General features: G+C 68.2%; 20 protein-coding genes and 2 pseudogenes. 11 read left to right on the forward strand and 11 right to left on the reverse strand.

The window, feature by feature from the left end:
• Window positions 1-12: 12 nt before the first annotated feature.
• From FNH04_RS00305 to FNH04_RS00320, 4 genes are read right to left on the reverse strand one after another with little or no spacing between them, the layout of a single operon-like run.
• Window positions 13-1,893: an FAD-dependent monooxygenase gene (locus FNH04_RS00305; RefSeq protein WP_152779134.1), complete on the reverse strand. Its 1,881-nt coding sequence runs from the start codon at window positions 1,891-1,893 to the stop codon at window positions 13-15.
• Window positions 1,894-1,905: 12 nt separating this feature from the next.
• Window positions 1,906-3,102, reverse strand: coding sequence for a DUF3500 domain-containing protein (locus FNH04_RS00310; RefSeq protein ID WP_152779135.1), 1,197 nt, complete (start codon window positions 3,100-3,102; stop codon window positions 1,906-1,908).
• Window positions 3,103-3,140: 38 nt separating this feature from the next.
• Entirely contained in the window at window positions 3,141-4,631 is a 1,491-nt protein-coding gene (locus FNH04_RS00315) for an NAD-dependent succinate-semialdehyde dehydrogenase (RefSeq protein ID WP_152779136.1), read from the reverse strand.
• Between the two features lie 9 nt (window positions 4,632-4,640).
• A complete protein-coding gene (locus tag FNH04_RS00320) occupies window positions 4,641-5,042 on the reverse strand; it encodes a RidA family protein (RefSeq protein WP_152779137.1) in 402 nt (133 codons plus the stop codon).
• 387 nt (window positions 5,043-5,429) lie between these two features.
• Here FNH04_RS00320 and FNH04_RS00325 point away from each other — a divergent pair, with 387 nt between their 5' ends.
• The 3 genes from FNH04_RS00325 (at window position 5,430) to FNH04_RS00335 (ending at window position 8,896) form a co-directional block, all read left to right on the forward strand.
• Window positions 5,430-6,239 (forward strand): IclR family transcriptional regulator, encoded by an 810-nt coding sequence (locus tag FNH04_RS00325; protein ID WP_152779138.1) that lies wholly within the window; start codon window positions 5,430-5,432, stop codon window positions 6,237-6,239.
• A 242-nt stretch (window positions 6,240-6,481) separates the two neighbouring features.
• Entirely contained in the window at window positions 6,482-7,249 is a 768-nt protein-coding gene (locus FNH04_RS00330; protein ID WP_152779139.1) for an alpha/beta fold hydrolase, read from the forward strand.
• Between the two features lie 150 nt (window positions 7,250-7,399).
• Window positions 7,400-8,896 (forward strand): tyrosine-type recombinase/integrase, encoded by a 1,497-nt coding sequence (locus tag FNH04_RS00335; protein WP_194236483.1) that lies wholly within the window; start codon window positions 7,400-7,402, stop codon window positions 8,894-8,896.
• 796 nt (window positions 8,897-9,692) lie between these two features.
• On the opposite strand, the gene FNH04_RS00340 is transcribed toward FNH04_RS00335, so the two are convergent.
• Window positions 9,693-10,649 carry a hypothetical protein gene (locus tag FNH04_RS00340; protein WP_152779141.1) on the reverse strand — a complete coding sequence of 319 codons (957 nt, stop codon included), beginning with the start codon at window positions 10,647-10,649 and terminating at the stop codon, window positions 9,693-9,695.
• A gap of 193 nt (window positions 10,650-10,842) precedes the next feature.
• Window positions 10,843-12,300 (reverse strand): amino acid permease, encoded by a 1,458-nt coding sequence (locus FNH04_RS00345; RefSeq protein WP_152779166.1) that lies wholly within the window; start codon window positions 12,298-12,300, stop codon window positions 10,843-10,845.
• An 823-nt stretch (window positions 12,301-13,123) separates the two neighbouring features.
• On the opposite strand from FNH04_RS00345, the gene FNH04_RS00355 reads away from it, so the two are divergent.
• The 3 genes from FNH04_RS00355 (at window position 13,124) to FNH04_RS00365 (ending at window position 16,682) form a co-directional block, all read left to right on the forward strand.
• Window positions 13,124-13,507 (forward strand): tautomerase family protein, encoded by a 384-nt coding sequence (locus FNH04_RS00355; RefSeq protein WP_152779143.1) that lies wholly within the window; start codon window positions 13,124-13,126, stop codon window positions 13,505-13,507.
• An 896-nt stretch (window positions 13,508-14,403) separates the two neighbouring features.
• On the forward strand, window positions 14,404-15,135 hold the full coding sequence (locus FNH04_RS00360) for a FadR/GntR family transcriptional regulator (protein WP_322722174.1): 732 nt from the start codon (window positions 14,404-14,406) through the stop codon (window positions 15,133-15,135).
• Window positions 15,136-15,212: 77 nt separating this feature from the next.
• Entirely contained in the window at window positions 15,213-16,682 is a 1,470-nt protein-coding gene (locus tag FNH04_RS00365) for an APC family permease (protein WP_152779144.1), read from the forward strand.
• A 209-nt stretch (window positions 16,683-16,891) separates the two neighbouring features.
• On the opposite strand, the gene FNH04_RS49225 is transcribed toward FNH04_RS00365, so the two are convergent.
• Window positions 16,892-17,638, reverse strand: coding sequence for an AsnC family protein (locus FNH04_RS49225; RefSeq protein ID WP_194236484.1), 747 nt, complete (start codon window positions 17,636-17,638; stop codon window positions 16,892-16,894).
• 117 nt (window positions 17,639-17,755) lie between these two features.
• Between FNH04_RS49225 and FNH04_RS00375 the strand changes: the two genes are divergently transcribed.
• Window positions 17,756-18,253, forward strand: coding sequence for a hypothetical protein (locus FNH04_RS00375; RefSeq protein WP_152779146.1), 498 nt, complete (start codon window positions 17,756-17,758; stop codon window positions 18,251-18,253).
• Between the two features lie 3 nt (window positions 18,254-18,256).
• Here the strand turns inward: FNH04_RS00375 and FNH04_RS00380 are convergent, their stop codons facing one another.
• Entirely contained in the window at window positions 18,257-18,748 is a 492-nt protein-coding gene (locus FNH04_RS00380) for a hypothetical protein (RefSeq protein WP_152779147.1), read from the reverse strand.
• A 410-nt stretch (window positions 18,749-19,158) separates the two neighbouring features.
• Here FNH04_RS00380 and FNH04_RS00385 point away from each other — a divergent pair.
• Window positions 19,159-19,359 (forward strand): annotated as a pseudogene (locus FNH04_RS00385) (prevent-host-death protein); the annotation flags it as partial.
• A gap of 117 nt (window positions 19,360-19,476) precedes the next feature.
• Here FNH04_RS00385 and FNH04_RS48475 read toward each other — a convergent pair.
• The 3 genes and pseudogenes from FNH04_RS48475 to FNH04_RS00400 form a co-directional block, all read right to left on the reverse strand.
• Window positions 19,477-19,551 (reverse strand): annotated as a pseudogene (locus FNH04_RS48475) (heavy metal-responsive transcriptional regulator); the annotation flags it as partial.
• Window positions 19,552-20,730: 1,179 nt separating this feature from the next.
• A complete protein-coding gene (locus tag FNH04_RS00395) occupies window positions 20,731-21,069 on the reverse strand; it encodes a helix-turn-helix domain-containing protein (protein ID WP_104780727.1) in 339 nt (112 codons plus the stop codon).
• Entirely contained in the window at window positions 21,066-21,443 is a 378-nt protein-coding gene (locus tag FNH04_RS00400; protein ID WP_152779148.1) for a type II toxin-antitoxin system RelE/ParE family toxin, read from the reverse strand. The genes FNH04_RS00395 and FNH04_RS00400 overlap by 4 nt, the downstream gene beginning before the upstream one ends.
• A gap of 818 nt (window positions 21,444-22,261) precedes the next feature.
• Between FNH04_RS00400 and FNH04_RS00405 the strand changes: the two genes are divergently transcribed.
• From FNH04_RS00405 to FNH04_RS00415, 3 genes are read left to right on the forward strand one after another with little or no spacing between them, the layout of a single operon-like run.
• Window positions 22,262-23,167 (forward strand): NADP-dependent oxidoreductase, encoded by a 906-nt coding sequence (locus tag FNH04_RS00405; protein ID WP_152779149.1) that lies wholly within the window; start codon window positions 22,262-22,264, stop codon window positions 23,165-23,167.
• Between the two features lie 51 nt (window positions 23,168-23,218).
• Window positions 23,219-24,280 carry an alkene reductase gene (locus FNH04_RS00410; protein ID WP_152779150.1) on the forward strand — a complete coding sequence of 354 codons (1,062 nt, stop codon included), beginning with the start codon at window positions 23,219-23,221 and terminating at the stop codon, window positions 24,278-24,280.
• 8 nt (window positions 24,281-24,288) lie between these two features.
• Window positions 24,289-24,765, forward strand: coding sequence for a MarR family winged helix-turn-helix transcriptional regulator (locus FNH04_RS00415; protein ID WP_152779151.1), 477 nt, complete (start codon window positions 24,289-24,291; stop codon window positions 24,763-24,765).
• Window positions 24,766-24,999: the final 234 nt, after the last annotated feature.

Here is a 24,999-nt window from a genome sequence, read left to right on the forward strand (position 1 = left end):
CGTACTCACGGGCTATCGGCTCATGGAGCGGGCGAAGAAGTCGCTCAGCTCCGTGCGGGCGCTGAGCGGCAGGACGTGAGCGACGTACATGTCGGGCCGTACGACGACGACGCAGCCGCTGCGGGCGATGCCGCGCAGCTCGAAGAAGTCCTGCTCCGGGTCGGTGGCGTGGACCTTCTCGTAGTCGATCAGCTCCCAGGGCCCCTTGCGGGGCAGGAACAGCGGCGGGACTCCCCCGATGCCGACCGTCTCGTGGGTGCCCTGGAAGACGACCTTGACGTCGAAGAGCGCGTCCAGCTCACCATCGGCGGGCGTGTGACGAACGACGGGAGATTCCGGCGAGTGGTGGAGCCACTCGGCCCAGTCCCGCAGCGCCACCGAGCTGGTCTCGGTGGCGCCGTCGGCGAAGGCGTAGATACGCCAGCGGCCGTCGGCGCGGGCGTGGTGCCCGAGTTCCATCGGGTTGGCATCGGCAACCCGGACGACGGGGGCGGAGTGGAACCGCTTGCCGATCGGGAATCCGGTCGCGAGGTCCTGGTGGGTGTCCTCGCCGGTGATCACGGACGGCTTGTAGTGGGTGCGGAACCCGGCCGGGAACTGCGCGGTCTTGACGTAGAACTCGGCCAGTTCGTCCGAGGGGATTTCCTTCGGGTCCTTGGTCAGCATCTCCGACCACTCGCGGTCGAAGTCGATGAGGTTCTGGGCGACCTCCTCGCGCTCCACGGCGTAGGTGTCGAGCAGGCTCTCGGGGCTGAGACCCGTGAGCACCTGGCCGAGCTTCCAGCCGAGGTTGAAGGTGTCCTGCATCGACACGTTCATGCCCTGGCCCGCCTTCGCGCTGTGCGTGTGGCAGGCGTCCCCGGCGATGAAGACCCGCGGCGCACGCGTTCCGGTCTCCGCGGCCGGGACATCGTCGAACTTCTGAGTGAGCCGATGGCCGACCTCGTAGACGCTGAACCAGGGCACGTGCCGGACGTCGAGGGTGTACGGGTGCATGATCTGGTTCGCTTTGGCAATCGCGGCCTCGACCGTGGTCTTGCGGACGGCGCCCCTGTCCTCCGAGGTGACCTCGCCCAGGTCGACGTACATGCGGTAGAGGTATCCGCCCTCGCGGGGGATCAGCTGGACGCCGCCGTGGGGGGTCTGCACCTGGCACTTGGTGCGGATGTCGGGGAAGTCGGTCACGGTCAGGGCGTCCATGACGGCCCAGGCGTGCATCGCCTGCTTCCCTTCGAGCCGCATGCCGAGCGCGTCCCGCACCGCGCTGCGGGCGCCGTCGGCACCGACCACGTACTTGGCCAGGATCGTGCGCTCCTGACCCTCGTTCTCACCGGCGGTGTGCCGTACGCGCGCCCGCACCGGGTACTCCTCGCCCTGCACGACCTTGAGGTCGAGGAACTCGTAGCCGAAGTCGGGCTTGATCCGGCCGGGCCCGTAGGCCGCCGCCTCGGCGAGGTAGTCGATGACCCTCGCCTGGTTGATGATGAGGTGGGGGAACTCGCTGAACCCGTCCGGGTCGTCGGGGGCGCGCTGGGTGCGGATGATCCGTGAGGGGTCGTCGGGGTCGGAGGCCCAGAAGTTCATCGCGGTTTGGTTGAAGGCCTCCGCGATGACCCGCTCGGCGAAACCGAAGGCCTGGAAGGTCTCGACGCTACGAGCCTGGATGCCGTCGGCCTGACCGAACTCCAGTCGACCCGGGCGCCGCTCTATCAGGCGCGCGTTGATCGTCGGGTACTGCGAGAGCTGCGCCGACAGCAGAGTGCCGGCGGGGCCCGCGCCGACGATCAGGACATCGACCTCGTCGGGGAGATCCTCGGGGCGGTCGAGGCCGATCCCGGCTGCCGGCTGGATCCGCGGGTCGGTGGTGACGTAGCCGTGGTGATGGAACTGCATCGGTCGATCCCTTCAGTGCTTCTTGTAGACCTGGGGCACGTACCAGGAGTCGGTCGTGGCAGGTGAGTCCTCGGTGGGGCGGTTCGAGACGAGGCGGCGCTGCAAGTGCTCGCCGTTGGCGCCGTGCCGGGCGTAGTGGTCGAGCAGCAGGTCGTGGCCCAGGTCGTTGTTCAGGTCGCGCCAGACCGTGTGTTTGTGCTGGCCGGCGGCGACCGCGTTGTCCGCCTCCACCAGCAGGCCGGAGGTCGAGACGCGGTAGTAGTGGGCCGTGTCCGGGGTGACTCCGCCGGCCCAGGCGAAGCGCAGCTTCGCGGGGTCCTCGGCGAGCACCTGCTCCCGGTACTGCCGGGTGATCTCCTCGGGGCCGGTCTCGACGTAGCGCAGCAGCAGCTCGCGGACCGCGGTCAGCTGGGCCCCGTCCAGATCAGCACCGCTCACTCCGGACGGGGCGGCCTTGACGAAGCGGAGCCGCTCCCGGTCATGGTCGGTGGTCTCGTAGCCGGCGATACCGAGGTCGACGTGGTCCGGCCACTCCTCGGCGCCGACCTGCGGCACCTGACGCGTGACGTAGTCCGCCGGGGCGACATCATGGATGACCGCCTGAGCCCGCAAGTCCGGCGAGAAGGAGTCCAGGATCTCGAACGCCATGCTCCTTTCCCGGCCGAGCGGGTCCAGTACGCCTGCGGGCATCGGCTGGGCGCCCATGGCGAGGGGCGTGATCGTCAGGTACCGCTGCGCGACGATCGTGAAGCTGAGCGAGAGGTGGTGGCCGATGACGCGCCACCCCCACGTGTCCTCGAACCCGGGGCGCCCGAAGACGGTGATCCAGTAGGCGTCCGGATCGCGGAACTCGCCGGCGATGACGCCGAAGCCGCGCTCTACGACCTCGAGTTCGCGCAGCATGTTCTCGGTCGCCATGATGGCGAGCGCCTGGCTGTAACCGCGCATGCTCAGACCGGACTTGAGCAGGCTCTGGGCCAGGACGCGTTGGTGATGGTCGAGCTTCGTGATCGGCACGCCGGTGCGGTCCGGCTTGGGGATGAAGTCCCAGTCCAGCCGCCGCGGATCGTCCATGGCGGGGATGTGCATCTGGGCACGAAGGTCGGGGCTCAGTGAGTCCAGCAGTGCCCACGTGCAGAACATCATCCGCTTGATGGTGGTCGGCGCCTCGTGGTTCATGGGGGGCAGGGCCGTGGTGTGGTCGGTCATGGGTTCTCCGTGAGGGCGTGACGGGATCGTGAGCCGAGTCAGCGGCCGAACGGGTCGGGCGTGAGGGTGTACTTGGTCTGGAGGTACTCGTGGATGCCCTCGTCTCCGCCTTCGCGGCCGAGCCCGGAGAGCTTCCAGCCGCCGAAGGGGGCCGCCGCGTTGGAGACCACGCCGACGTTGAGGCCCATCATTCCGGTCTGCAGCCGCTCGATCATGCGCTGACCTCGGGCCAGGGACTCGGTGAAGACGTAGGACACCAGGCCGTACTCGGTGCCGTTGGCGAGGGCGACCGCCTCGTCCTCGTCGTCGAAGGGAACGATGGCCACCACGGGACCGAAGATCTCCTCGCGCAGCAGCGCGCTGTCCGCCGGCACCTCCGAGAGCACCGTCGCCGCGTAAAACGTGCCGGGCCCCTCGACCGGCTTGCCACCGGTCTGGAGGGTCGCGCCATGGTCCAGCGCGTCACGCACCAACTCATCGGTCTTCGCCACTGCCTTGGCGTCGATCAGGGGGCCGATCGTCACGCCCGCCTCGGTACCGCGACCGACCCCGAGGGCGTCGACCCGCTCCGTGACGCGGCGGGTGAACTCCTCGACCACCGAGGAGTGCACGATGAACCGGTTCGCGGCGGTGCACGCCTGGCCGATGTTGCGGAACTTGGCCAGCATCGCGCCGTCGACCGCCTTGTCGAGATCGGCGTCCTCGAAGACCACGAACGGGGCGTTGCCGCCCAGCTCCATCGAGGTACGCAGCACGCCGGTCGAGGCCTGCGCGAGCAGCTGCTGCCCCACCGGGGTGGAACCCGTGAACGACAGCTTGCGCAGGCGCGGGTCGGTGATGATCGCGTCCGACACCGGCCCGGAGGCGGTGGTGGTCACGACGTTCACGACACCCGGAGGAAGGCCGGCGTCCTCCAGCAGCTGGGCGAAGAAGATCGTGGTCAGCGGTGTGAGGGCCGCGGGCTTGATGACCACGGTGCATCCGGCCGCCAGCGCGGGCGCGATCTTGCGCGTGGCCATCGCCAGCGGGAAGTTCCAGGGAGTGATGAGGTAGCAGGGACCCACCGGATGCTGGGTGACGATCATCCGGCCGGTGCCCTCGGGGTTGGCTCCGTAGCGCCCCTGGACATGGGCTGCGGTCTCGCTGAACCACCGCAGGAACTCCCCGCCGTAGGCGACCTCACCGCGCGCCTCGGCGAGCGGCTTGCCCATCTCCAGGGTCATCAGCAGCGCGAAGGCCTCCTTGCGCTCCATCAGGAGGTCGAAGGCGCGGCGCAGCAGCTCGGCGCGCTCCCGCGACGGGGTAGCGGCCCAGGCGGGGAACGCCTCGCAGGCCGCGTCGAGTGCGGCGGTGCCGTCGGCCACAGAAGCACTCGCGACGGTCTTGAGGATCTCTCCGGTGGCCGGGTCGGCGACGTCGAGGCGGGCGCCTTCGGAACCCGGTCGCCACTGGCCACCGATGTAGAGACCGTCACGCACTGACGACAGGAGGCCGGCCTCGTCGGTCGGGGTCGGGTCGGTACGGGTCATCGGGCTTCCTTACGGTCGTTCCGGCGTGTCCGTGAGGACGGCCAGGAGGTCGCAGTGGACGAGGGCGGCACCGTCGAGTTGTGTCGCGATCACCTGCCGGGCGGGCCGGCTCGCGGGGTCGGGAAACATCGCGAGCCATTCGCGGTTGAGCGCGTCGCGATCGCGATAGTCGACGAGGTGGAACGTCATCTTGAGGATGTCGTCGGTCGTGGCACCTGCGACATCCAGCAACGTGCGGACGTGGTGGAAGACGTGGGCACACTGCTCATCGAGACCGGGCGGCATCTCGCGGGTCTCCGGATCGCGACCGGTGATCGCCCCCGAGGCCAGGAAGGGGCCGACGCGGCTGGCTGCCGGTATCGGGTTGGCGTGGCTGAAGCCGGGCAGGTCGATGCTCGTACGCCGAGTCATGGCCGAGCCACCTCCTCAGCTCCAGGCCGCACGGCGACGGCCGTCGGCCTCGGGAGTGCGGACCACTGCTGGAGCGCCACAGTCGTGGGCGTGCTCCGTGACACCAGCGGGTCGTAGGACACCAACGTCGCCACGCTCCTTCCGGGATCGGTTCAAGCAGCCCAGCCGGTCTCGGTCAGGCGGCGTCGAAACACACATTCAAGGGCCGCCACAGCACCGCGTCACCGGCCATTTCCGATAACCGGACATCACCTCTGGCGCGGGCACCGCCACGTTGCGCCGTCTTCACCCTCTTGAACGGCCCCTAAGCTCGGCATTTACCCAGCTCCCCGAGGTCTTGATGACACCGGGTTGACATACGTGACGACGCGGTCCACTATCCGGAATATGGTCACAGAGGAACCCGCTGGTTCACTCAATCGCGCAGTCGTCATCCTCAAAGCCCTGGCCAGCACCGGGGAAAGCGGCATGGCCCTGACACACATCAGCCAGCGGTGCGGACTGCCCCACTCATCGGTACACCGGGTGCTGCAGCAACTGCGCGCGGCCCAACTCGTCTGCCAGACGGCACCGGATGGTCGGTACGCTCTGGGCCCCCTGGCCTTCGAGCTTGGTGTAGCCGCAGCTCAGCAGTTCGACATCAGGGGGCGCAGTCGCGAGGCGGTCACCAGCCTGGCCAACGAGATGGGCGACACCGCCTATCTCTTTCTCCGAAGCGGTTCTGAGGCGGTCTGCCTCGACCGCGTCTTCGGGCCCGCCCCCGTCCGCGTCGTCACCCTGCGCATCGGCAGCAGGCGGCCACTCGGTCTCGGCGCCGGCGGCCTGGCGATCCTGGCCTTCCTCGACGAAACCCAGCGCGAGGCCGCCATCAACGACGTCGCTCCCGTTCTGGCCGCAGAGCGGGGTATCGACGAGGCTGAGCTGCGGCAGATGGTGGCCGACTCCAGAGAGCGGGGATATGCCTACATCGAAGGCCAACTGACCCCCGACGTCTACGCTGTAGGCAAGCCGATCCTCAACTCTTTCAAACAGCCGATCGGCGGGCTCAGCATCGCAGCCCCAGCCGCCCGGATGCCGCCCGCCCGCATCCCGAAGGTCGCCCAAGCGCTCGAGAACGCCGCCAGTCGCATCGAACTGTCGCTCTTCTCCGCGGAAGCCGCCCTTGCCACACGCCCCTCAGCGGTCATCGCCGACTGACCAGCGGTCCGCGCCCCCGCAGACAGAAAGACTGCGACGCGTGTTCGTCTATCGGAATAGCGTGATGACGATCAATCCATGTCCGGGTTACGTTCCGACCGGCCACAGCACCGGCCAGGAACGCCGTGAATACACGCGAACCTTGCAGCGCTCGACGGCGCTGAGATCTACCCGGCAGAACACCCGAGTCGCAGTCCGTATACCGCCGGATCGCGGAGAAAAGACCTGAGGAGATCGCGACGATGAGCACCCAGAACGATCGGCCCTATCTGCTTGGGCACGGCGATCACCCTGTCATAGTGCTGCACGGCTGGTTCGGCTGTGCCGAGTCGTGGGGACCGCTGCTTCCCCACCTGGATGGCGAGTCGTTCCAGTACGTCTTCCCGGATTACCGCGGATACGGAAACCGGAAGGATGAGGCGGGAGTCCACACTGTGGCCGAGGCTGCAGACGACGTGCTGGAACTCGCCACGAAGCTCGGCTGGGACACCTTCTCCATCATCGGTCACTCCATGGGGGGATCGGTCATGCAGCAGGCGTTGCTGAAAGCCCCCAGCCGCGTTCGCGCACTTGTGGGTGTCTCCCCGGTTCCGGCCTGCGGCGTACCCTTCGACGACGCCACCTGGCAGTTCTTCAGCGGTGCAGTCCACGACCCGAGCCTGCGGCGAGCGATCATCGACCGATCCACCGGCGGCCACCTGACCGGCACCTGGCTCGACGCGATGACGCAGCGCTCCGTGGACGAGTCCGACCTCGAGGCGTACTCCGACTACCTGCACTCCTGGTCCAAGACCGACTTCCACGGCGAGATCGCCGGCAATCGTGTGCCAGTCAAGGTCATCATCGGCGCCAACGACCCGGATCTCAACTCGGACTTTATGACGCAGACGTTCGGCAAGTGGTACCCGAACTTCGAGCTCCAGGTACTCCCGAGCGCCGGGCACTACGCGATGGACGAGGTTCCCGTAGCACTCGCGACCGAGATCGAGGCGTTCCTCAAGAGCCACTAAAGGCTGGCGATGCAGCCCCGTCGCGCCACCACGTTCACCCAGGGTCCGACGGATGCTCGCATTACCGCTCTTGCTCTCGCTGCTGCGCGGCGCGACGGCTTCCGGCGTTTCTTCATCACCGACGCCCTCCACAGCGGTCCTTCCCCCGCATTGGCAGGAAGGGCCGCTGGCCGAGCGGACGCAGCGGCAGTAGTACGGTCCACTCCCGCTCGTTCGAGCGAAAGGCTTAAGCAGCGCAAGCACGGCAAGTGGTATCTGCGCCAGGAGCTGCCCGACACCGCGGACGGCGAACGCCAGACTCTGAGGCGAGGCGGCTACGCGTCCAAGACCGACGCGCAGGACGATCTCCGCCTGGCTCAGTCCTTGCTCGCCCTGCCCGACGCCTCCGACATCGAGGGCCAGCGCACTGTCGCCGACATGCTCCAGGCAGCGGTGCGGAATAAGGAAACGTTTCCCAGCATCGAGGACACCACCCGCCGCCTGAAGTCTGGGCAGGCGCTCGTCATGCGCCTGACGGTCGGCGGGTTCCTGGAGGAGTGGCTGGCCGGCAAGAAGGTCGGCAAGGGCACCCACCGCAGCTACGCCGGCCACATCCGCAACCACCTGGCACCCCGAATAGGGCATATCCGCCTCGATAAGCTGCGTGTGGCTGACTTGTCGGAGATGTTCCAGGCAATCGCCGACGCCAACGTGGAGATCCGGGAACAGAACGCCCGGCGCCACCAGGCTCTCGCCCTGCTGAAGGAGATCCCCACCGAGGGCGCCGGCAACCGTGCCCGACGCGCCGCGATCCGGGAGTCCATCGCGCAGATGCCGCCGTTCCGGCGCCCGACGGAGGCCACCACCCGCCAGCGCATACGCGCGACCCTGCGCGCCACCCTGAACAGCGCTATGGCCCAGCAGCTGATCATTTTCAACCCGGCCGCCCATGTCGAGCTCGACTCCGCCCGCAGACCCCGGGCCCTGGTCTGGACACCCGAGCGCGTCGAGCGCTGGCGCAAGACCGGCCAGAGGCCCAGTCCAGTGATGGTCTGGACTCCGGAGATGACCGGTCAGTTCCTCGACCACGTCGCCACCGACCGGCTCTACGCGATGTGGCACCTGTTCGCCTACCGCGGCCCCCGGCGCGGCGAGGTCTGTGGCCTGGCCTGGTCCGAGACCCACCTCGACGCCCAGCGCGTAACCATCTCCAACCAGACCATCGTCGTCGATGGCTGGGCTCTGGAGGACTCCGCTCCCAAGACCGACTGGGGCTTCCGTACCCTCGCCCTCGATACCCAGACGGTCAGCGCGCTGCGTGCCCACCGCGCCCGCCAGGCCGCCGAACGCCTCCAGCAGGGCGAAGCCTGGGTGGACACCGACCGTGTCTTCACCGAACCCGACGGCTCGTGGCTGCACCCGGACCGGGTCTCGAAGGCCTTCGAGAAGATCGTGTCCGAGATCGGGCTGCCTCCGATCCGACTTCACGATCTGCGTCACGGTGCCGCGACCCTCGCGCTCGCCGCCGGCGTCGACATCAAGATCGTGTCCGAGATGCTCGGTCACAGCACCGTGCTGATCACTCAGGACATCTACCAGTCGGTCCTGGACGACCTGTCCCTTGACGCGGCCGAGGCCACCGCGCGTGTCGTCCCGCGACGCGCGTGAGACCGCTCCGGGCTCACATCGGGCTCACAGGCCACTCCAGCCCCGCCGAAGCTGACGCGACGTCATGCCGACGTGCCAAGATTGCGCAGGTCAGAACGTTTTTCCCTGACCAGCGCCTGGTGGGGCGGGTGGGACTCGAACCCACGGCCGACGGATTATGAGTCCTTTGGGGATCTTGGCGGTCCTTGCCGATCAACGTCGGCCTATGGCGTTTTCGCAGGTCAGGTTGGGTGAGCAGTGTCGGCGCCCCTCAACCCTTGTCTGTCTGTTCCTGTCCTTGCGGCCTCAACGCGGCCTCAATGAGGCCCGTCACGATCCAGCTGGAGGCAGGCGGGACGACCGGCCAGCTCAAGCACGAGTCTCGAACCTCGCGCAGCGGATCCCCGTTCCAAAGGGCAGGATCTCCGCCCCGGTGGCCGAGAGCGCGCGAGGCGCAACCTGCTTTGGCGGCATCGAGCTAACGGGTTGATCAGCAGTCACTCCGAGTCCCAACGGTGTGGTCGGCGATCTCGCGCCTGGCCCGGCGCCGGATTGCCGTTCCTCCTGCCCTGCGATGGCGGCTGGCCGGCTTCGAAGGGTGGGCGCGGAAGGTTCGGTCGCCAGTGAGCCGAGGTAGGACGTGCAGCCCTCTGCACTGGCTGCCTGCATCGGGCGCCGCCGGGGCCCTTGGAGGCCAGGGCCTGCCGACCGCCCGGAAGCCAACGCTCACCGCCATCGGGATACCCGCTCCTCCCGGCACAGCGGTGCCCAGGACAGCCGTCACGTAACCCGCACCGTCAAAGATCTCCAGATGGTGTCACCGGCTGGCTTGGGCACGATTTTGCGCCCGTTGGAACGCGATCAGCGGGTCTCCTTCGAACCGCCAGGGCCAGGTGGTGACCGCACCGCCGATGGCTTGGAAGACGGGAAGGGCCTCGCGGTGGCGGTCGGCGGACGTCAGTGCGTAGGCGAGCGTGTTGAGGTCGGCAAGCGCAGCGGCATGGCTGAGGAACGAGGGCTGTGTCCAGTGGTGCAAGGCGCGGTCGAGCGCCGCCGTGACATGTACATCGGTCCAGTAGTTGCGTGCCATGAGGCCCTCCAGTCCTCGCCGGGTCCGGATCGATCGATAGTGCAGCACTTGGGAGGTGAGTTCCGTCGCCGTGCAGGGCACGTTCACGGGCATGCGCGACCGGAGGGAGTCGACGAACTCCAGTACCTGCAGTCGCGAACCGGCCTCGTCCGGAGTCAGGTAGCGCATCATGCTCAGGTAGGCCTCGCGGTTCCAGCGGTCGCGTAGCAGTATCTCGTTCCAGACGTAGAAGGTTTCAGATGCGCGGTGGCGCTCCAGGCGGGATGTCTCCAGCAGGACAATCCACGGCGTGGGGTCCGGCGGGGCGAGGTCCGCAGCGCGCAGACAGTTCCTCCTCGCTCTCGGGACGCCTTCCGCATTTCCCGTTGCACGTGCCCGAAAGAGCTCGGACCATGCGTGCAGAGCCAGGGCGGTGGCGTTGTCCGGCTCCCGCTCAGCCCACCTCGAGGGCACCGGCGTATCCGCCAGGAAGTGCGCCAGGACCGCCAGGCGGAAGGTGCGGCGATCCCAGTCCTGGGAGTGGTGCTTCAGGAAGTCGGCGATCTGCACCGCGCGCAGGTCCGTGCTGGCGATCGCGCCCGATCGCATCGTCGTGCGCAGCGACTTGAGGAGCTTTCCGAGGTGGACGTCGTCAAGCTCCAGCATGATGCGGGAGGCCTTGCGGCGAGTCGACAGGAATGACATGCATAACCACCTAAGAGAGTTGGGGCTCGGGCACGACCTGCTCGGTGAATCCTTACGTGATGGGCATGGAGGGGTCCGGGGTGCAGTTCTGCATCAGCGGTCCGGGCCATATGGGGCGGCGGCGGTGCGGGGAAGGGGGAGCGCACCACCGCCGCCGGTCGAGGGCAGGCTGTCGCCCTACCGAGCCCGGCCGCTAGGACGGAGTGACGGCGTCGTGCGACCGATTGCGGCCCAGGCGGTCGCGGACCAGTGCGACGGCCACCACGCCCACAGCCACCAGGGTGGACAGGAGCACCTGGTCGCGGCCACCGCCCTCGGCGGTGTCGGTGAGCATGTAGCCCAGGACGAATGTGATCACCGCGATGGTGGCCCAGGTCAGGTACGGGTAGAGCCACATCCTGACGATCAGCTTGTCCGGCGCCTCCTGCTGCAGGATCTTCCGCATCCGCAGCTGGGAGAAGCAGATCACCAGCCACACGAACAGGGCGATCGCTCCGGAGGAGTTGAGCAGGAACTGGAACACCGTGTCCGGCCACAGGTAGTTGAAGGCGACCGCGACGAACCCGAACACCACCGACGCCAGGATGGCTGCCCGCGGCACACCCCGACCGGTGGTCTGCCCGAACGAGGCCGGGGCGTCACTGCGCCGACCCAGCGAGAACGCCATGCGGGAGGCCGTGTACAGGCCGGAGTTGAGACACGACAGCACCGAGGTGAGCACGATCGCGTTCATGATCTGCCCGGCGTGCGGGATACCGATCGAGCTCAGCGCCGCCACGTACGAGCCGTCCTTGAGGATCGCCGGGTCGTCCCAGCGCAGCAGCGACACCACGATCAGGATCGAGCCCAGGTAGAACACCGCGATCCGCCAGATCACACTGTTGGTGGCCTTGGTCACCGCGGCCTGCGGGTCGGCGGTCTCGCCGGCCGCCAGCGTGACGATCTCGCTGCCCATGAAGGAGAAGACCACCATCAGAACGCCGGTGAGGATCGCGCCGGCGCCGTTCGGCAGGAATCCGCCGTGCGCGGTCAAGTTGGAGAAGCCGGAGTCCGGGTGGTCGGAGCCGGGCAGCAGACCGAAGATGGCGAGGCCGCCGATCACGATGAACGCGGCGATGGCGACGACCTTGATGCCGGCGAACCAGAACTCGAACTCGCCGTAGGAGCTGACCGAGGCCAGGTTGGTGGCGGTGAGGACGATCATGACGATCAGGGCCCAGCCCCACTGTGGGACCGCGGGTATCCAGCCGGCCAGGATCTTGGCCCCGGCGGTCGCCTCGACCGCGAGCACCACGACCCAGAAGAACCAGTACAGCCAGCCGATGGTGAATCCGGCCCAGCGGCCGAGCGCGCGGTCCGCGTAGGCGGAGAACGAGCCGGACGTGGGGTTGGCCGCCGCCATCTCGCCGAGCATGCGCATGACCAGGACGACGAGGACCCCGACGAGCGCGTAGGAGATGAGAATGCCGGGGCCCGCGGCGGCGATACCGGAGCCGGAACCGACGAACAGGCCGGCACCGATGACACCGCCGATCGCGATCATCGACAGGTGGCGGTTCTTCAGCCCGGCCTGCAGACCGGAACCTTCCGAGGAAGTGCCCGACGGGGTGGTGAGTGGATCTGTCGTGGAGACAGGGGGACGTGTGGTCATCTCGACATCCAGGGGGAGTTCGGACGAGGACATGCGCCGGTGGGCCTGTGCGGGGATGACCGCGTAGGTTCCGCCGAAGAGGGACGGGCATGGAAGCCGGGGTGCGTCGCAGGTCGCGAACATGGCTGCCGTCAGGGCATGGCGGGCAGCGGCTTCCTGGCCGGTACTGCGGGAGCAGCGACGGCTGACCGACAGGAAAATAGTTCACCCTGATCAGAAAAAACAAGGGGTGCACGTCGGTCGTCTTCCGGATGCCGCCCGCACACCCCCTCGCACCTCACTGGCTCCGCCGGGCGCGCCACGGGTGGACGCCGCCAGCAGCGTGCCGTCCAGGTGCACAACCGTGAACTGTCCAAACCGGCAGATCCACCCAGGCAAGTTGGCCACAATGGCACACAGGCAATGTAGCCAGGGTGGCTATAGCTTGTGCGAGAAAAAGGGATTTGATTGCAGCCGCGAGAAAAGAGCGCAATGGAAGCATCATCAAATCGCCAAATCGAAACGGGTCGGGTCATCGTCACGGAATGGCGCTTCACTCCGGGCGCGGAAACGGGTTACCACGTACATGATCACGATTACGTGGTGGTCCCCTTGGCAACCGGCGTCGTACGAGTGGTGGAACCGTCGGGAGACGAGCGCGAAGTTGAGATGCTCGCGGGAGCTTCATACGCAGGCCCCGCCGGTGTCGCACATAATCTCATCAACACAAACGAGTACGAATTCGGGTTTGTCGAGGTGGAGCTCCGCGAATCTGGACCGGCCTCCACCAGCTAGAACCAGTCATTGATTTCAACTACCAATTTCCGACGAACAAGGACTCGCCATGCCACTGGTAAAGATTGCACTGCGTTCCGGAAAGCCTACTGAATTCGTTCGATCCGTGAGCCGCTCAGTGCACCGGGCCATGGTGGAGACCATTAACGTGCCGGAGGCCGATGAATTCCAGATCATCACCGAGAACTCGGCCGCCGAACTCGTTTACCACCCGACGTTCCTCGGCATCCAGCGCACCGACGACATCGTCATCGTCCAGATTTATCTCGGTGTCGGCCGCACGATCGAGCAGAAGCAGACCCTCTATGCCCGGATGGTCGAGGTCCTGAAGGACGATCCCGGCATCGCTCCCGCAGATGTGTTCATCAACCTGGTGGAGACGCCGATAGAGAACTGGTCGTTGGGCAACGGCCTGACCACGTTCGTGAGGTGACCACCCTTCCGATTGAAAAGGGGCAGCGAAGACGGGCGGGCACGGAACCGATGATCCTCGGCTCGTCTTCGCCGCGGAGCCCACCTGGCCGCGCCACCGACTGCCGGACGTGCAGGACGAGGCCCTGGCAAGTCGGGCCGGCCCGGTGGTGCCGCCTTCAGGGCGCCGGGTCGCGGTCAACGCACATCGGCTCGGCGAATGGACCAGCGGGCGGTCGGTGCCCCGCCAGTTCGAGGCCGTCATGGCGTTGGTGCGCGCCATCGAGCAGGCGGCCGGCGGCATCGCGGCCGACCGGACCGCGGCGCCCGACGCCTGTTGGACCGGCCGCGCCGCCGACGGTCAGGAAAATAGTTCACGACGATCTAAGAACAAGGGGTCCTGTCGTTCGCCCCGTGACATCCGTACGCCCCCAGGGCACCCCGCGCATGATCCCTCGCACCCTGCCGACGGAGATCCCGACAACGTGTGCGAATTCCCTGCTCAGGCCCATGGCTACCTGGCCGACCCTGACCCTCCCCCCTGGTTCCGGACCGGTCGAGGCGAGGCCTTGCTTAACTGTTCACCTTGCTCTAATTTTTTCCTCCATCGCGAACCGCTACTCCCGTCGCGGCGCCTGCACAGTGCCGTCCCCGGCTGTTCCGAGCCGACTCGGAACCTCCTCCCGACGTTCCCTCATCCTGGGAGCCCCCATGCACCACACCGCGGCGTCGTCCCGGGAACCACCCGCGGCCTGCCCGCTCACCGAGCACGAGCCCGCCCTCGGCGGGGCGCACGCCGGGAAGCCGGCATGGCATGCCGATCGGCGTGATGCCGAGCCCGCGCTGCCGGTCCCGGTCAGCCGGACGACGTCACGTGCCGGGCCACGACCGCGATCAGCAGGCCGTTAGGGTGGCGTCGTGGTGAACGCAGCGGGCAAGTTCGGGCCTTACAACCAGCCAGGCCCCGCTCCTACGACCTCGGTCATCGGCGTGGGACACGCCCGCGCGTCCCTGGGAGGCCAGAGCGGATCCGATCTCGTCCGGTCACGGATCGCGCTGCGGATACGCCTGCGATCCGTGCAGCCGGGGGACCGTCTGCCGGATGCCGGGGTCCTCGCCGAGGAGTTGGGGGTGGGCGAGATCACCGTGCGCCGCGCGCTGGAGGGTATGTGCCAGGACGGCCTGCTCGACCGCCGGCGCGGACGGGCGGGCGGAACCTTCGTCGCGCAGGGCTGGGACACCGTCGTCGCCCTGATGCACGACGCCGAGGAGGCCTCTTCACTGGACGCCTTCCATCTGCTGCTCGAGTGCGGCCTCGTGGCGCACGGTGCGGGAGAGGTGCCGGCCGAGCGGCTGGACGGACTTCGCGTACTGGTCGAGGAAACGGCACGGACCGACGACCCGGCGCGCCTGGCCGAGTTGGAGACCCGCTTCCACCTGGACCTCGCGGAGGCGCTCGGCGGTCCCGGCATCCGCGAGTTCGCCGCCGACCTGCTCGGCCGCCTGTGCCTGCTGCTGCCCGCACCCCAGCCCGAAGTGGTACGGGCGCAGAACGGTTGCCACGCCGAACTGCTCACCGAACTCGGGCGGGGTGCGACCGATCCGGCCGTGCAGGCGGTGAAGGCGCACCAGCGTTCCCGGCACCGCTGACGCCCGGTCCGTCCCCGTCCGACCCTCAACAGCCCGCGCACCCACCACGCCTCCACACCGCACGAGGAGTTGCCGCCATGCCCAACCTCGGAGCCGGTCCGCTGTCTCCGCCCGGTCCCGTCGGCGGCGCGCCCCAGCGGCTGCGCGGCGGCGTCCTCGGCATGGCGGACATCGCCGCCGCCACCATGGCCAACGTCGGCCCGGCCATGAGCTTCTTCTTCGGTTTCGCCTTCCTGGCCGCCACCGCCGGTGAGGCGTCTCCCCTGACCATCCTCGCCGCGGGCGTCGCGGTCGCGCTGCTCGGCAACACGCTGGCGGAGTTCTCCCGGGCGCACCCCTCGGCGGGCAGCTTCATCACCTTCGTCGGCAAGACCTTCGGACCGGTCAGCGCGGTGACCACCGCGCTGCTGGCGACGCTGGGCTACATCGTCGCGATGTCCGGCGTCATCTCGATCTCCGGCGGGTTCGTGCAGATCACCCTGTACCACTACACCGGCGTGGACCTGCCGTGGATCATCTGGACACTGCTGCTCACCGGGCTCGCCGTGGTGCTGATGCTGCGTGGGGTGGTGGTCTCCACCAAGTGGGCCGGCTACTTCTTCGGCGTGGAGATGCTGGTGCTGGTCGTGGTCTCGGTGGCGGCGCTGGTGGAGCACGGCGGTGAGCTGTCCGTCGACCCGTTCCTGCCGAGCCACATCAGCGATGGCTTCAAGGGTCTGGCAGCGGGCTTCCCCCTGGGTGTGTACCTGTTCATCGGCTGGGAGAACTCGGCGGCACTCGCCGAGGAGACGGAGAATCCGCGGCGCAACGTCGGCCGCGCCGTGTTCTCCTCCGTCGCCATCATGACGATCAGTTACATCCTCTTCGCCTACGCCACGGTGACCGGCTTCGGCTACGACGTGGAGCGGCTCGGCGACTCCCGCATCCCCTTCATCGACGTCGCCCACCACACCCTCGGCGCGTTGGCGTTCCTCGCCTACCTCGGCGGTCTGACCTCCACCCTCGGCGTGCTGATCGCAGGCATCAACTCCCAGGCCCGCCTGGTGTTCAACGCCGGACGCGAGGGTCTGCTGCCCGCCTTCTTCGGCTACGTGCACCCCACCCGCCGCACCCCGAACAACGCGATCATCACCTTCACCGCCATGGCGCTGCTGATCATCGGCGGCTGGTGCGTGGGCCACCTGCTGGACCCGGACGGCGGCCCGATGAACCCGGTGGTCTTCTTCACCGAGTCCTCGACGCTCGGCGCCATCCTGATTTTGCTGGTCTACCTCGCCTCCAACATCGCCCTGCCGCTGTACTACCGCAGGTATCGCCCGCAGGAGTTCCGGGTGATCCGGCACCTCCTCCTGCCCGCGCTTGGCACGGTGGCCATCCTGGTCCCTCTGTACTACCTCGCCAAGCCCGGCCAGCCCGCTCCGTACAACTGGTTCCCTTACGCCGCGATCGCCGCCCTGCTCGCCGCCGTCGGCTACGCGGCCCTGCTGGTCCGCCGCGACCCGGCCCTGGCCGAACGCGTCGGCTCCATCGTCGCCGACGCGGACTGAGCCCACACAGGCACGGAGCCGAAGTGGAATCGGCCGGGATGATCTCTCAAGGCAGCCCTGCGCAATACCCGTGTCCCGCAGCGTCCCTGTCGCGCCTGACGGCTCCTCGTCCACGCGAACGGCGTCCGTTTGCCTGTGGGAGAGGCCGGGCGGACCATCGTCACCACCCGTCGGCGGGACGCCACCACCGCTTCGCCCGGACGTCCGGGTCATTCCCGTGGGCGTGGACGGGCCGCGGTGATCGACTTCCGGATCTCGATGGTCGCCGGCTCGCACCCAGGTGTGATCGATGGGCCGGGCCCGGAGTACTTCCGGGGCCGGGGCGGTCGTGAACGCGGGTCGGTCCGGGTGACCGGCCGGGAAGCCTGGCCAGTGCGCACGCCGTCCGGTCCAGCTGCTCCGGCGGCACCGTGGCCCGGAAGGTCGCCGAGACGGGCCATCCCGTGATCCTCGGGGCCGCGTCGCACCGGAACGACAGCAGTCCTTCGTCGACGACCCGGTTGAGCCGGCGCCTCGCGGTGGAGACGCTGGTCGAGGTGAAGGCGGCGAGCTCGGTCGCGGTCCGGCGGCCGTCGGCGAGTCCGACCAGCAACGGGCGGTATGCGAAGGGCAGGACACCCTCGCCGGTACGCGGCGGCGCGTGCCGTGCGAGCTGCGCCCGCTGTGCGGGGGCCAGGGCGTCGAGCCGCCAGCGGCTGGACCACCCTGTGCGCCGCCGCAGGCCGGCAGTCGACATCGACGAAGGCGAGGCAGTAGTGGCGTGCCCACGTGCTCAACCACGGGTAGGCCGTGACCCACGCCGCCCCCGAGGTGGCATTCCGGTCCCAGCGGCGTGCCGCCGTGGTCGGTGTGATCCCCAGCACCTGGCCGACGACGGACCAGGAAGCCCGAGGAGCGACCTGAAGGGCGTTCACCAACGCCAGGTCGATCTCGTCGAGGATGAACGGATCCTGCACGACCGCCCCCTTGTTCAACCTTTTCTGCGGTATTTCAACGCAAGGCGCCGCGCTGCTTCAACGTGAGGTGCTGTCCGTCGTACCCCGTGCCATCTCCGTATCGAGGAGGTACCTGCCATGCCCGGCGCCGAGAACAAGCCCGGAGCGCGCAGGGATACGACCGGGCGGCCGGGACCCGAGAGCCTGCGCGACGGGCTTGCGGAGGCCGTGTTCACATCCCTGGTGCTCTTGGCCGCCGAGGGTGTGCTTGTGGCGATCGCCTGGCTGTTGCGTGATGCCCGGCTGCCCGGTGTCAGCGCCCCGTACGACCTGGGCTGGCTCTTCGGCCTCAGCTACCGACTCCTTCTGGTCTGGGGAGGCGTCACGCTGGCTGTCCTGGGGATACTCATCGCCGTGCTGCGCGGGGCCGTGTGGCTGACGCGGGGACGTGATGTGAACCGGCCCTGGATCCGGCTGCTCGCCGATCACGGTCCTTCCGTTGCCGGCTGGCTGTTCATGCCGATCGTGGGGCTGGGGCTGTTCTGGGCGGCGTGTATCGCCCTGTTGTGGTTCCTCATGGGTTCCTGGGACAAGTGCTACACCGGGGAGGTCGACTGCCAGGGCGGCGTCTGGTGATGGTCAGGCGCCCTCGCGGCCTCCCCTCGGCGGCCAGCGCAGACCGTGTTTGCCGTACCCGAAGAACCATCCCGGACCACGTACGCCGTCCTCGCCGGCGAGCTTCATGAGCGCGTAGAAGAAAAGGAGGATGCCGCCCATGCCGGCCAGCCCCCATACGGCGGACAGATCGGGACCGCCTGCGTGGACCACCTGATCGCTCTCCGCCAGGCGCGCGAAGCCGAGGAAGACGGTCGCCATGCCCAGCAGGGCCAGACCTGCCCACCGCATTCGGGCCCGCTTGGCGGACGGGATGCTGAGGACCGTGAAGGCCAGGGGCTGTCCGCAGGTCCCGCATTCCAGCGCCTCCACCCGGTATCCCCGCTCCGGCCGCCGGATGTCGATGGGATAGGCGTGGAAGGTCTTGCGCACCTCGTTGCGCAGGAAACTGCTCTCGATCGATGCCAGGTGCACGTAATGCTGCGTCGGATACGGCCCCACCGTACGGCTGCTCATAGTCCTCCTCACAACGAGACTGATCCACGACAGTCATCAGAGTCAGGCCAGACTCCCTTCAGACGCAGAATGGCGAAGAAAACGACCAGAGGAAGGTCAAACTCTGCAGGATTGGAGCAACTGCGCGGCCCATGAACGTCGTTAAGAGCCCCACAGTCTGGCTGCCCACCGGACCAGCGGTCGCCGCCGCGACGCCCCCGTCGCCGATCCCGTCGAACACGAGCGCGCTCCAGAACAATGCGTCGGTAGCGGATTCCCTTTCCAACGCGCTGAAGCTCCGCCCGCCGACGTCACCAGAAGCCTGGAGTGCTACAGGGCGGCACCCGATAGCACGCGATGGCTACCGTGGAGCCAAGCCGACCCAACCCGAGATCGCCCAGCGCGACCTGCGCACCAAATCCAAGGAGATCATGGACGCTGTCCAAAGCGGCCAGTCCTTCACCGTCACCCGCGACGGCCACCGCATCGGCGAGCTGATCCCCCTGCGCCGACGCCGGGGATTCGTCCCCCGCGGCGAATTCGCCGCCATGTCCCGCACCGCCCCCGACATGTCTCTGGACGCCTTCCGCGCCGACAGGGACTCCACCGCCGAGCAGGAGCCGGACGACCCTGTGCAATGTCTGTGTCCCCGCACACGCTCGGGTCGGTGGTGGCGGCGCGTTCAGCTGGCCACGCAGAGCGGTGCGGGTCTTGCGCAACTGGGCCATGCGCCGCTCGATGTCGTCGAGGTGCCGCTGGATCAGGTCCGTGATGTGGGCGCACGGGGCCTCGCCCGAGTCGCGCAAAGCGAGGATCGAGCGGATCTCGGCGAGTGTCGGTCCGGGCGACTGGGCGTCGCGGACGAAGGCGAGCCGGGCGCCGCTCTGCGGCGGGTAGTCGCGGTAGCCGCCTGCCGTGCGGGGCGGGCGCGGGAAGCAGACCGGCCTGCTCTAGAAGCGGATCGTCTTGGGCGTCAGCCAGTTCACGGCGGCGAGTTCTCCGATGCGCATGCAGCCGAGGCTACGCCTTGACCTTCCAGTGCACCGAAAGGTCTGACGTCGGTCGCATCCACAGTGACCTGGGAGGACGGCGGCCATGCGTATCACACGCTTCTGACGGTGCCCGACTACCCCCACGCCCAGCAGGCACTGGAGCGGATCGACCAGGCGCTCGGCGGGAGGGCCGCCGTGGTGGAGATGGTCGAGGTCGCCGACCAGGTGCAGGCCGCACGGCTCGGCATGACCGGCTCCCCCACGATCCTCATTGACGGCGCCGACCCCTTCCCCATGTCTGGCGCGACGGCTCGCGGCGCCCCGGCGCGCATCTCGCCCGTTGATGGAGTCGGTCGAAAGACGACCCATCGGATAACACCTCCCGAGCAATCCCCCGATGCCTCCGGCCTCAGGATGGCCTCAACACATGGCTCTACCGCAGCCGAGCCGTCCAGAACACGCCTCACCGGCTGCACGTCCGCGCACATCCGTGCAGGTCAGACGAGAATCAGTCGAGGCAGACCAACCTGGCACCAAACCTACGAGCAGCGGATTCAGTCCGCTGAGCAAAAGTTGACGCTCCGGCACCTTACAAGGAAGGTTTCCGCAGGTCAGAGACCTACACAGGTGAGGCGGGTGGGACTCGAACCCACGGCCGACGGATTATGAGTCCTTTGGGGATCTTGGCGGCCCTTGCCGATCATTGCCGATTCACGCCGTTCTTGCAGGTCAGACGTGCTGATCAGTGTCAGCCCTGTGCAGTGCTTGTCGGTCTGTTCCTGTCCTTGTGGCCCCTCAATGGCCCCTGGACGCCGATGAGTTCGACGTTTACCACAGCAGCGACCGCGTCCACCCAATTCAGCCAAGAGGATGGAACCTGCGCACAGCGGAGTCCCTTACCGACGAGATGGTGCTCCACCCCTTGTCCGGAGTGGAGCACCATCCCTGACGTCAAGGCGCGATCTTGTCCACCGGACCGATCATCGACGTGGGTCGCAGCGCGTCGACCGGTCAGCCGAGGACATAGGACTCATCACCGAAGTCAGCGACGATCTTCAGCTTGCCGCCGAGTGCCTTGACGTAGGCGGCGAGGGTGTCGACCTCGCTGCGCTCCAGCTGGCCCTTCTCGATGCGGGAGACGCGAGCCTGGGTGACACCCATGGCTTCGGCGACCTGGACCTGTGTGGTGTGCTGCCGCTTCCGCAACTCGGCGAGGCGGTGCACACGGGAGGCCAGAACCATCGCCTGCGCCCCCTTCTGAATCTGATCCTTCTCGGCATCGGTGAAGGCGAAATCCTCGGCCAGGTCTCCCCAGGAGACAGCCTGCGGGTCCTTGAGGTGATCAGTCATCGCGCCCCGTCCTCTCCATCGATTCGCTTCAGATGCTCCGCGTATGCCTGCTCCGCCTGGGGCACCGCGACGCCGTACCAGCCGGACCAGTTGCCCGCCTTGTCGCCGCCGACCAGAATCACGGCCTGGCGGTCCGGGTCGAACACAAACAGCAACCGCACTTCCGTGGCCCCTGCCGAGCCGGGTCGGAGCTCCTTGAGGTTCGACAGCGCCGAACCTTTGATCGTGTCCACCAGAGGCCGGCCCAACGCGGGACCTTCCTCCTGAAGGGCAGTGACAGCCTGACTGACCTGGATCAGGGTGTCGCGGTCAGTGCGGCGCAGGCCGTGAAGCCAGGACAGAGCCGGCTCGACCACGACAATCTTCCAAGCCATAGGCACGTCCCCCATCTGCACTTATTACACTTACAGCATACACCACTGACATCATAATTGGAGAGGGCTACCGTTCTCGCAGCGGACGCACCACCGCTGATCATGCACGATGCCGACGACCGCCTCCCGCCACTCGACGCCAAGAGGCGGCTGTGCTGTGCGCCGCTACCGTGTCGAGTACGTGGCAATCGAGGACGCGCGGGCCGCCGTGGACTTACACGGAGAGGCCGACGACGCGCTGCTGCCCTTCCTGGCCGAGGAACCGTTCAGGCGCTCGGCCACATGCTCCACGAGAAGGGCGACCCGAGTTCTGCCAGCTACCGAAGGGCGAAACCTGGTGGCCCGTGAGGTCGCCACACGAGCACAGGAAGCGGACGGGTGGCGGTACTGACCCTGGACGACTGCTCATCGGCAGGGCACTCCGCAACCAGGTCGGGCCGTACGGGGGCGCCAGGTCTCCCGCCCGGAACAGGCGAACACCGAGCTGTTGGCGCGGCCGGAGGAGAGGGACGCGGAGCTGGAGGCCGCCCGGGCGGCCAACCGCGAGCCGACCCGGGCCCGAACCAGAAGGAAGCCGCGCACCGCTAGGGACTGGCCGGCCCGGTCGTCCACCTTCCAGCCGACGTAGCCCTTGGCCGCGGAAGGCGCGCTCCGACGGAGCGCCTCCCGCTTCGACCGCCACCCCGAGGAGACCGATGCGACCGCGGCCGATCTTGCACAGCGCGAGCGACAGCAAATACTTGGCTAGCCACATGTTTGCTGTTACGTTGATTATGTGTCCAGCCACCTAAATGGGTGGCGATACGAGAGGAGTCATCATGAAAGCCATCCTGTTCGACCGTTTCGGAGGCACGGAAGTGCTGCACGAGGCGGACATCGAGGTCCCGCAGCCCGGCCCCGGCCAGATCCGCGTCCGCGTCAAGGCGGCCGGACTGAACGCGCTGGACGGCAAGATCCGCTCCGGGGCCATGGAGGCCGCGTTCCCCACGGCCCTCCCCGCCGCCCCCGGTGGCGAGCTCGCCGGCGTGGTGGACGCCCTGGGTGAGGGCGTGCGGGACGTGCAGGTGGGTGACGAGGTGCTGGGCTGGTCGGACACCGGCTCGTACGCCGAGTACGCGCTGGCCACCACCGTGGCCCCCAAGCCCGCCGGCCTCGACTGGCAGCACGCGGCCGCGCTGCCGGTGGCGGGCGCGACGGCCGAGCGGGTCCTGGACCTGCTCGGCGTCGTCGCCGGGGAGACCGTACTGATGCACGGCGCGGCCGGAGCGGTCGGCACCCTGGCGGTCCAGCTCGCCACAGCCCGCGGAGCGCGTGTCATCGGCACCGCCGGCGCCTCGAACCAGGACTACCTCACCTCGCTCGGCGCCACCGCCACTCTCTACGGCGAGGGCCTGGTCGAACGGGTCCGGGCGCTCGCCCCCGACGGCGTGGACGCGGTGTTCGACCTGGCCGGGAAGGGCGCCCTGGAGGACTCCATCACCCTGCGCGGCGGCACCGAGCGCATCGTCACCATCTCCGACTTCCGCGCACACCAGCTCGGCATCACCTTCTCCAGCAGTCCCCGGGAACGCTCCGCCGCCGGCCTGGCCGCGCTGGCGCAGGACGCCGCGAGCGGCAAGGTCGTCACCACTGTCACCGCCTACCCGCTCGCCGAGGCCGCCACGGCCCAGCAGGTCAGCGACGCCGGGCACGTGCGGGGCAAGCTCGTCCTCACCGTCGACTGACCACGCCCGCCTCCCCCCTGTTTCGACCATCACCGCACCGAAGGACCCCTCATGCTGAACGCCCTGTGGACACCGACCACCGTCGGTGACATCTCCCTCCCGCACCGCCTGGTCATGGCCCCCATGACCCGCGACCGCTCCACGCCCGAAGGCGTACCGACCGAGCTGAACGCCGAGTACTACGCCCAGCGGGCCTCGCACGCGCTCATCATCACCGAGGGCACGCAGCCCTCCGCCGACGGTCAGGGCTACCTCCTCACCCCCGGCATCCACAATGACGAGCAGATCGCCGGGTGGCGCAAGGTCACAGACGCCGTGCACGAGGCCGACGGCCGGATCGTCATCCAGCTGATGCACACCGGACGTATCGCCCACCCCGACAACACCCCCCACGGCCGTCAGCCCGTCGCCCCTTCGGCGATCCGGCCGCAGGGCGCGATGTTCACCATGTCCGGGCCCCAGGAGATGCCGGTGCCCCGTCCTCTGTCGACGCAGGAGGTCGCGGAGACCGTCGACGACTTCCGCCGCGCCGCGGCGGCCTCCATCGCGGCAGGCGCCGACGGCGTGGAGATCCACGGCGCCAACGGCTACCTGGTGCACCAGTTCCTGTCCGACAACACCAACCAGCGCACCGACAGCTACGGCGGCTCCCTCGACAACCGCATCCGCTTCGCCGTCGAGGTCGTCGCCGCCGTGGCCGACGAGATCGGCGCCGACCGCACCGGCCTGCGCATCTCCCCCGGCAACCCCTACAACGACATCGCCGAGTCCGACACCGCCGAGCTGTATCCGGCACTCCTGCGCGCCCTGAGCCCGCTCGGTCTCGCCTACCTCCACGTGATGCACGCGGGCGACGAGGAGCTGCTGGGCACCCTGCGCACGCTGTGGCCGACCACGCTGATCCTCAACCGGGCCGGCACCGACCTGCCCACCCGCGCCAAGGACGTCGACAACGGCACCGCCGACCTCGTGTCTGTCGGTGCCCTCGCGCTCGCCAACCCGGACCTGGTCGAGCGGCTACGCTCTGACGCGCCGCTGAACACCCCCGACCCGGCGACCTTCTACGGCGGCGGAGTGGCCGGCTACACCGACTACCCCACCCACACCGTCTGAGGAACCGCATGCCCGCCACACACCGCACCCCCTCCACGGCCGGCGAGGGGCCGATGAGCTACGCGATCTTCCAGCTCGCCCGCGCCCACCGCGCCCGCGCCGCCGTCATGCTCCGCGAGATGGACCTGCACCCCGGACAGGAGCTGCTGCTCATGCAACTCCTCGACCGGGACGGCCAGACTCAGTCCGAACTGCTCGAGAGCGTCGGCCTGGACCACTCCACCGTCTCCAAGTCCCTGCGCCGCATGCAGGACGCCGGTCTGCTCGTGCGGGAGCCGGCCGCACACGACCGGCGTGTCATGGTCGTCCACCTCACCAACAAGGGCCGGGCGATGCGCGAGCCTCTGACCGCCATGTGGCGGGCCCTGGAGGAGACTTCCGCGCTGAACCTGTCGGCGCAGGAAGCGGAGTCCTTCGTCCGCACGGCCTACGTCATCGCCGATGCGATCAACGGCCGTGCTGTTCCGCAGGAAGAATCCGAGTAACTCCCCTCGGCCTGCACCCCGGTTCCGGCCTGGAGTGCGGACCCTCCCGCTCATCAGGACGGAACCCGTTCGGGGCCGGGCAACACCCCGCGGGGCCGACGAGCCCTACCTCGTCGCCGGCCGGCCTCGAGGACGGCCGCCTCACCCGCGTCCCAGGGCACCTTCGCCCTCCACAAGCTCCTGCAGGCCGACGGCGCCCATGCCCGCGGCCGCCACTGCCCTGCCCGCCCAATC

It is taken from the genome of Streptomyces phyllanthi, from assembly GCF_009377205.1.
Lineage (GTDB): Bacteria > Actinomycetota > Actinomycetes > Streptomycetales > Streptomycetaceae > Streptomyces > Streptomyces phyllanthi.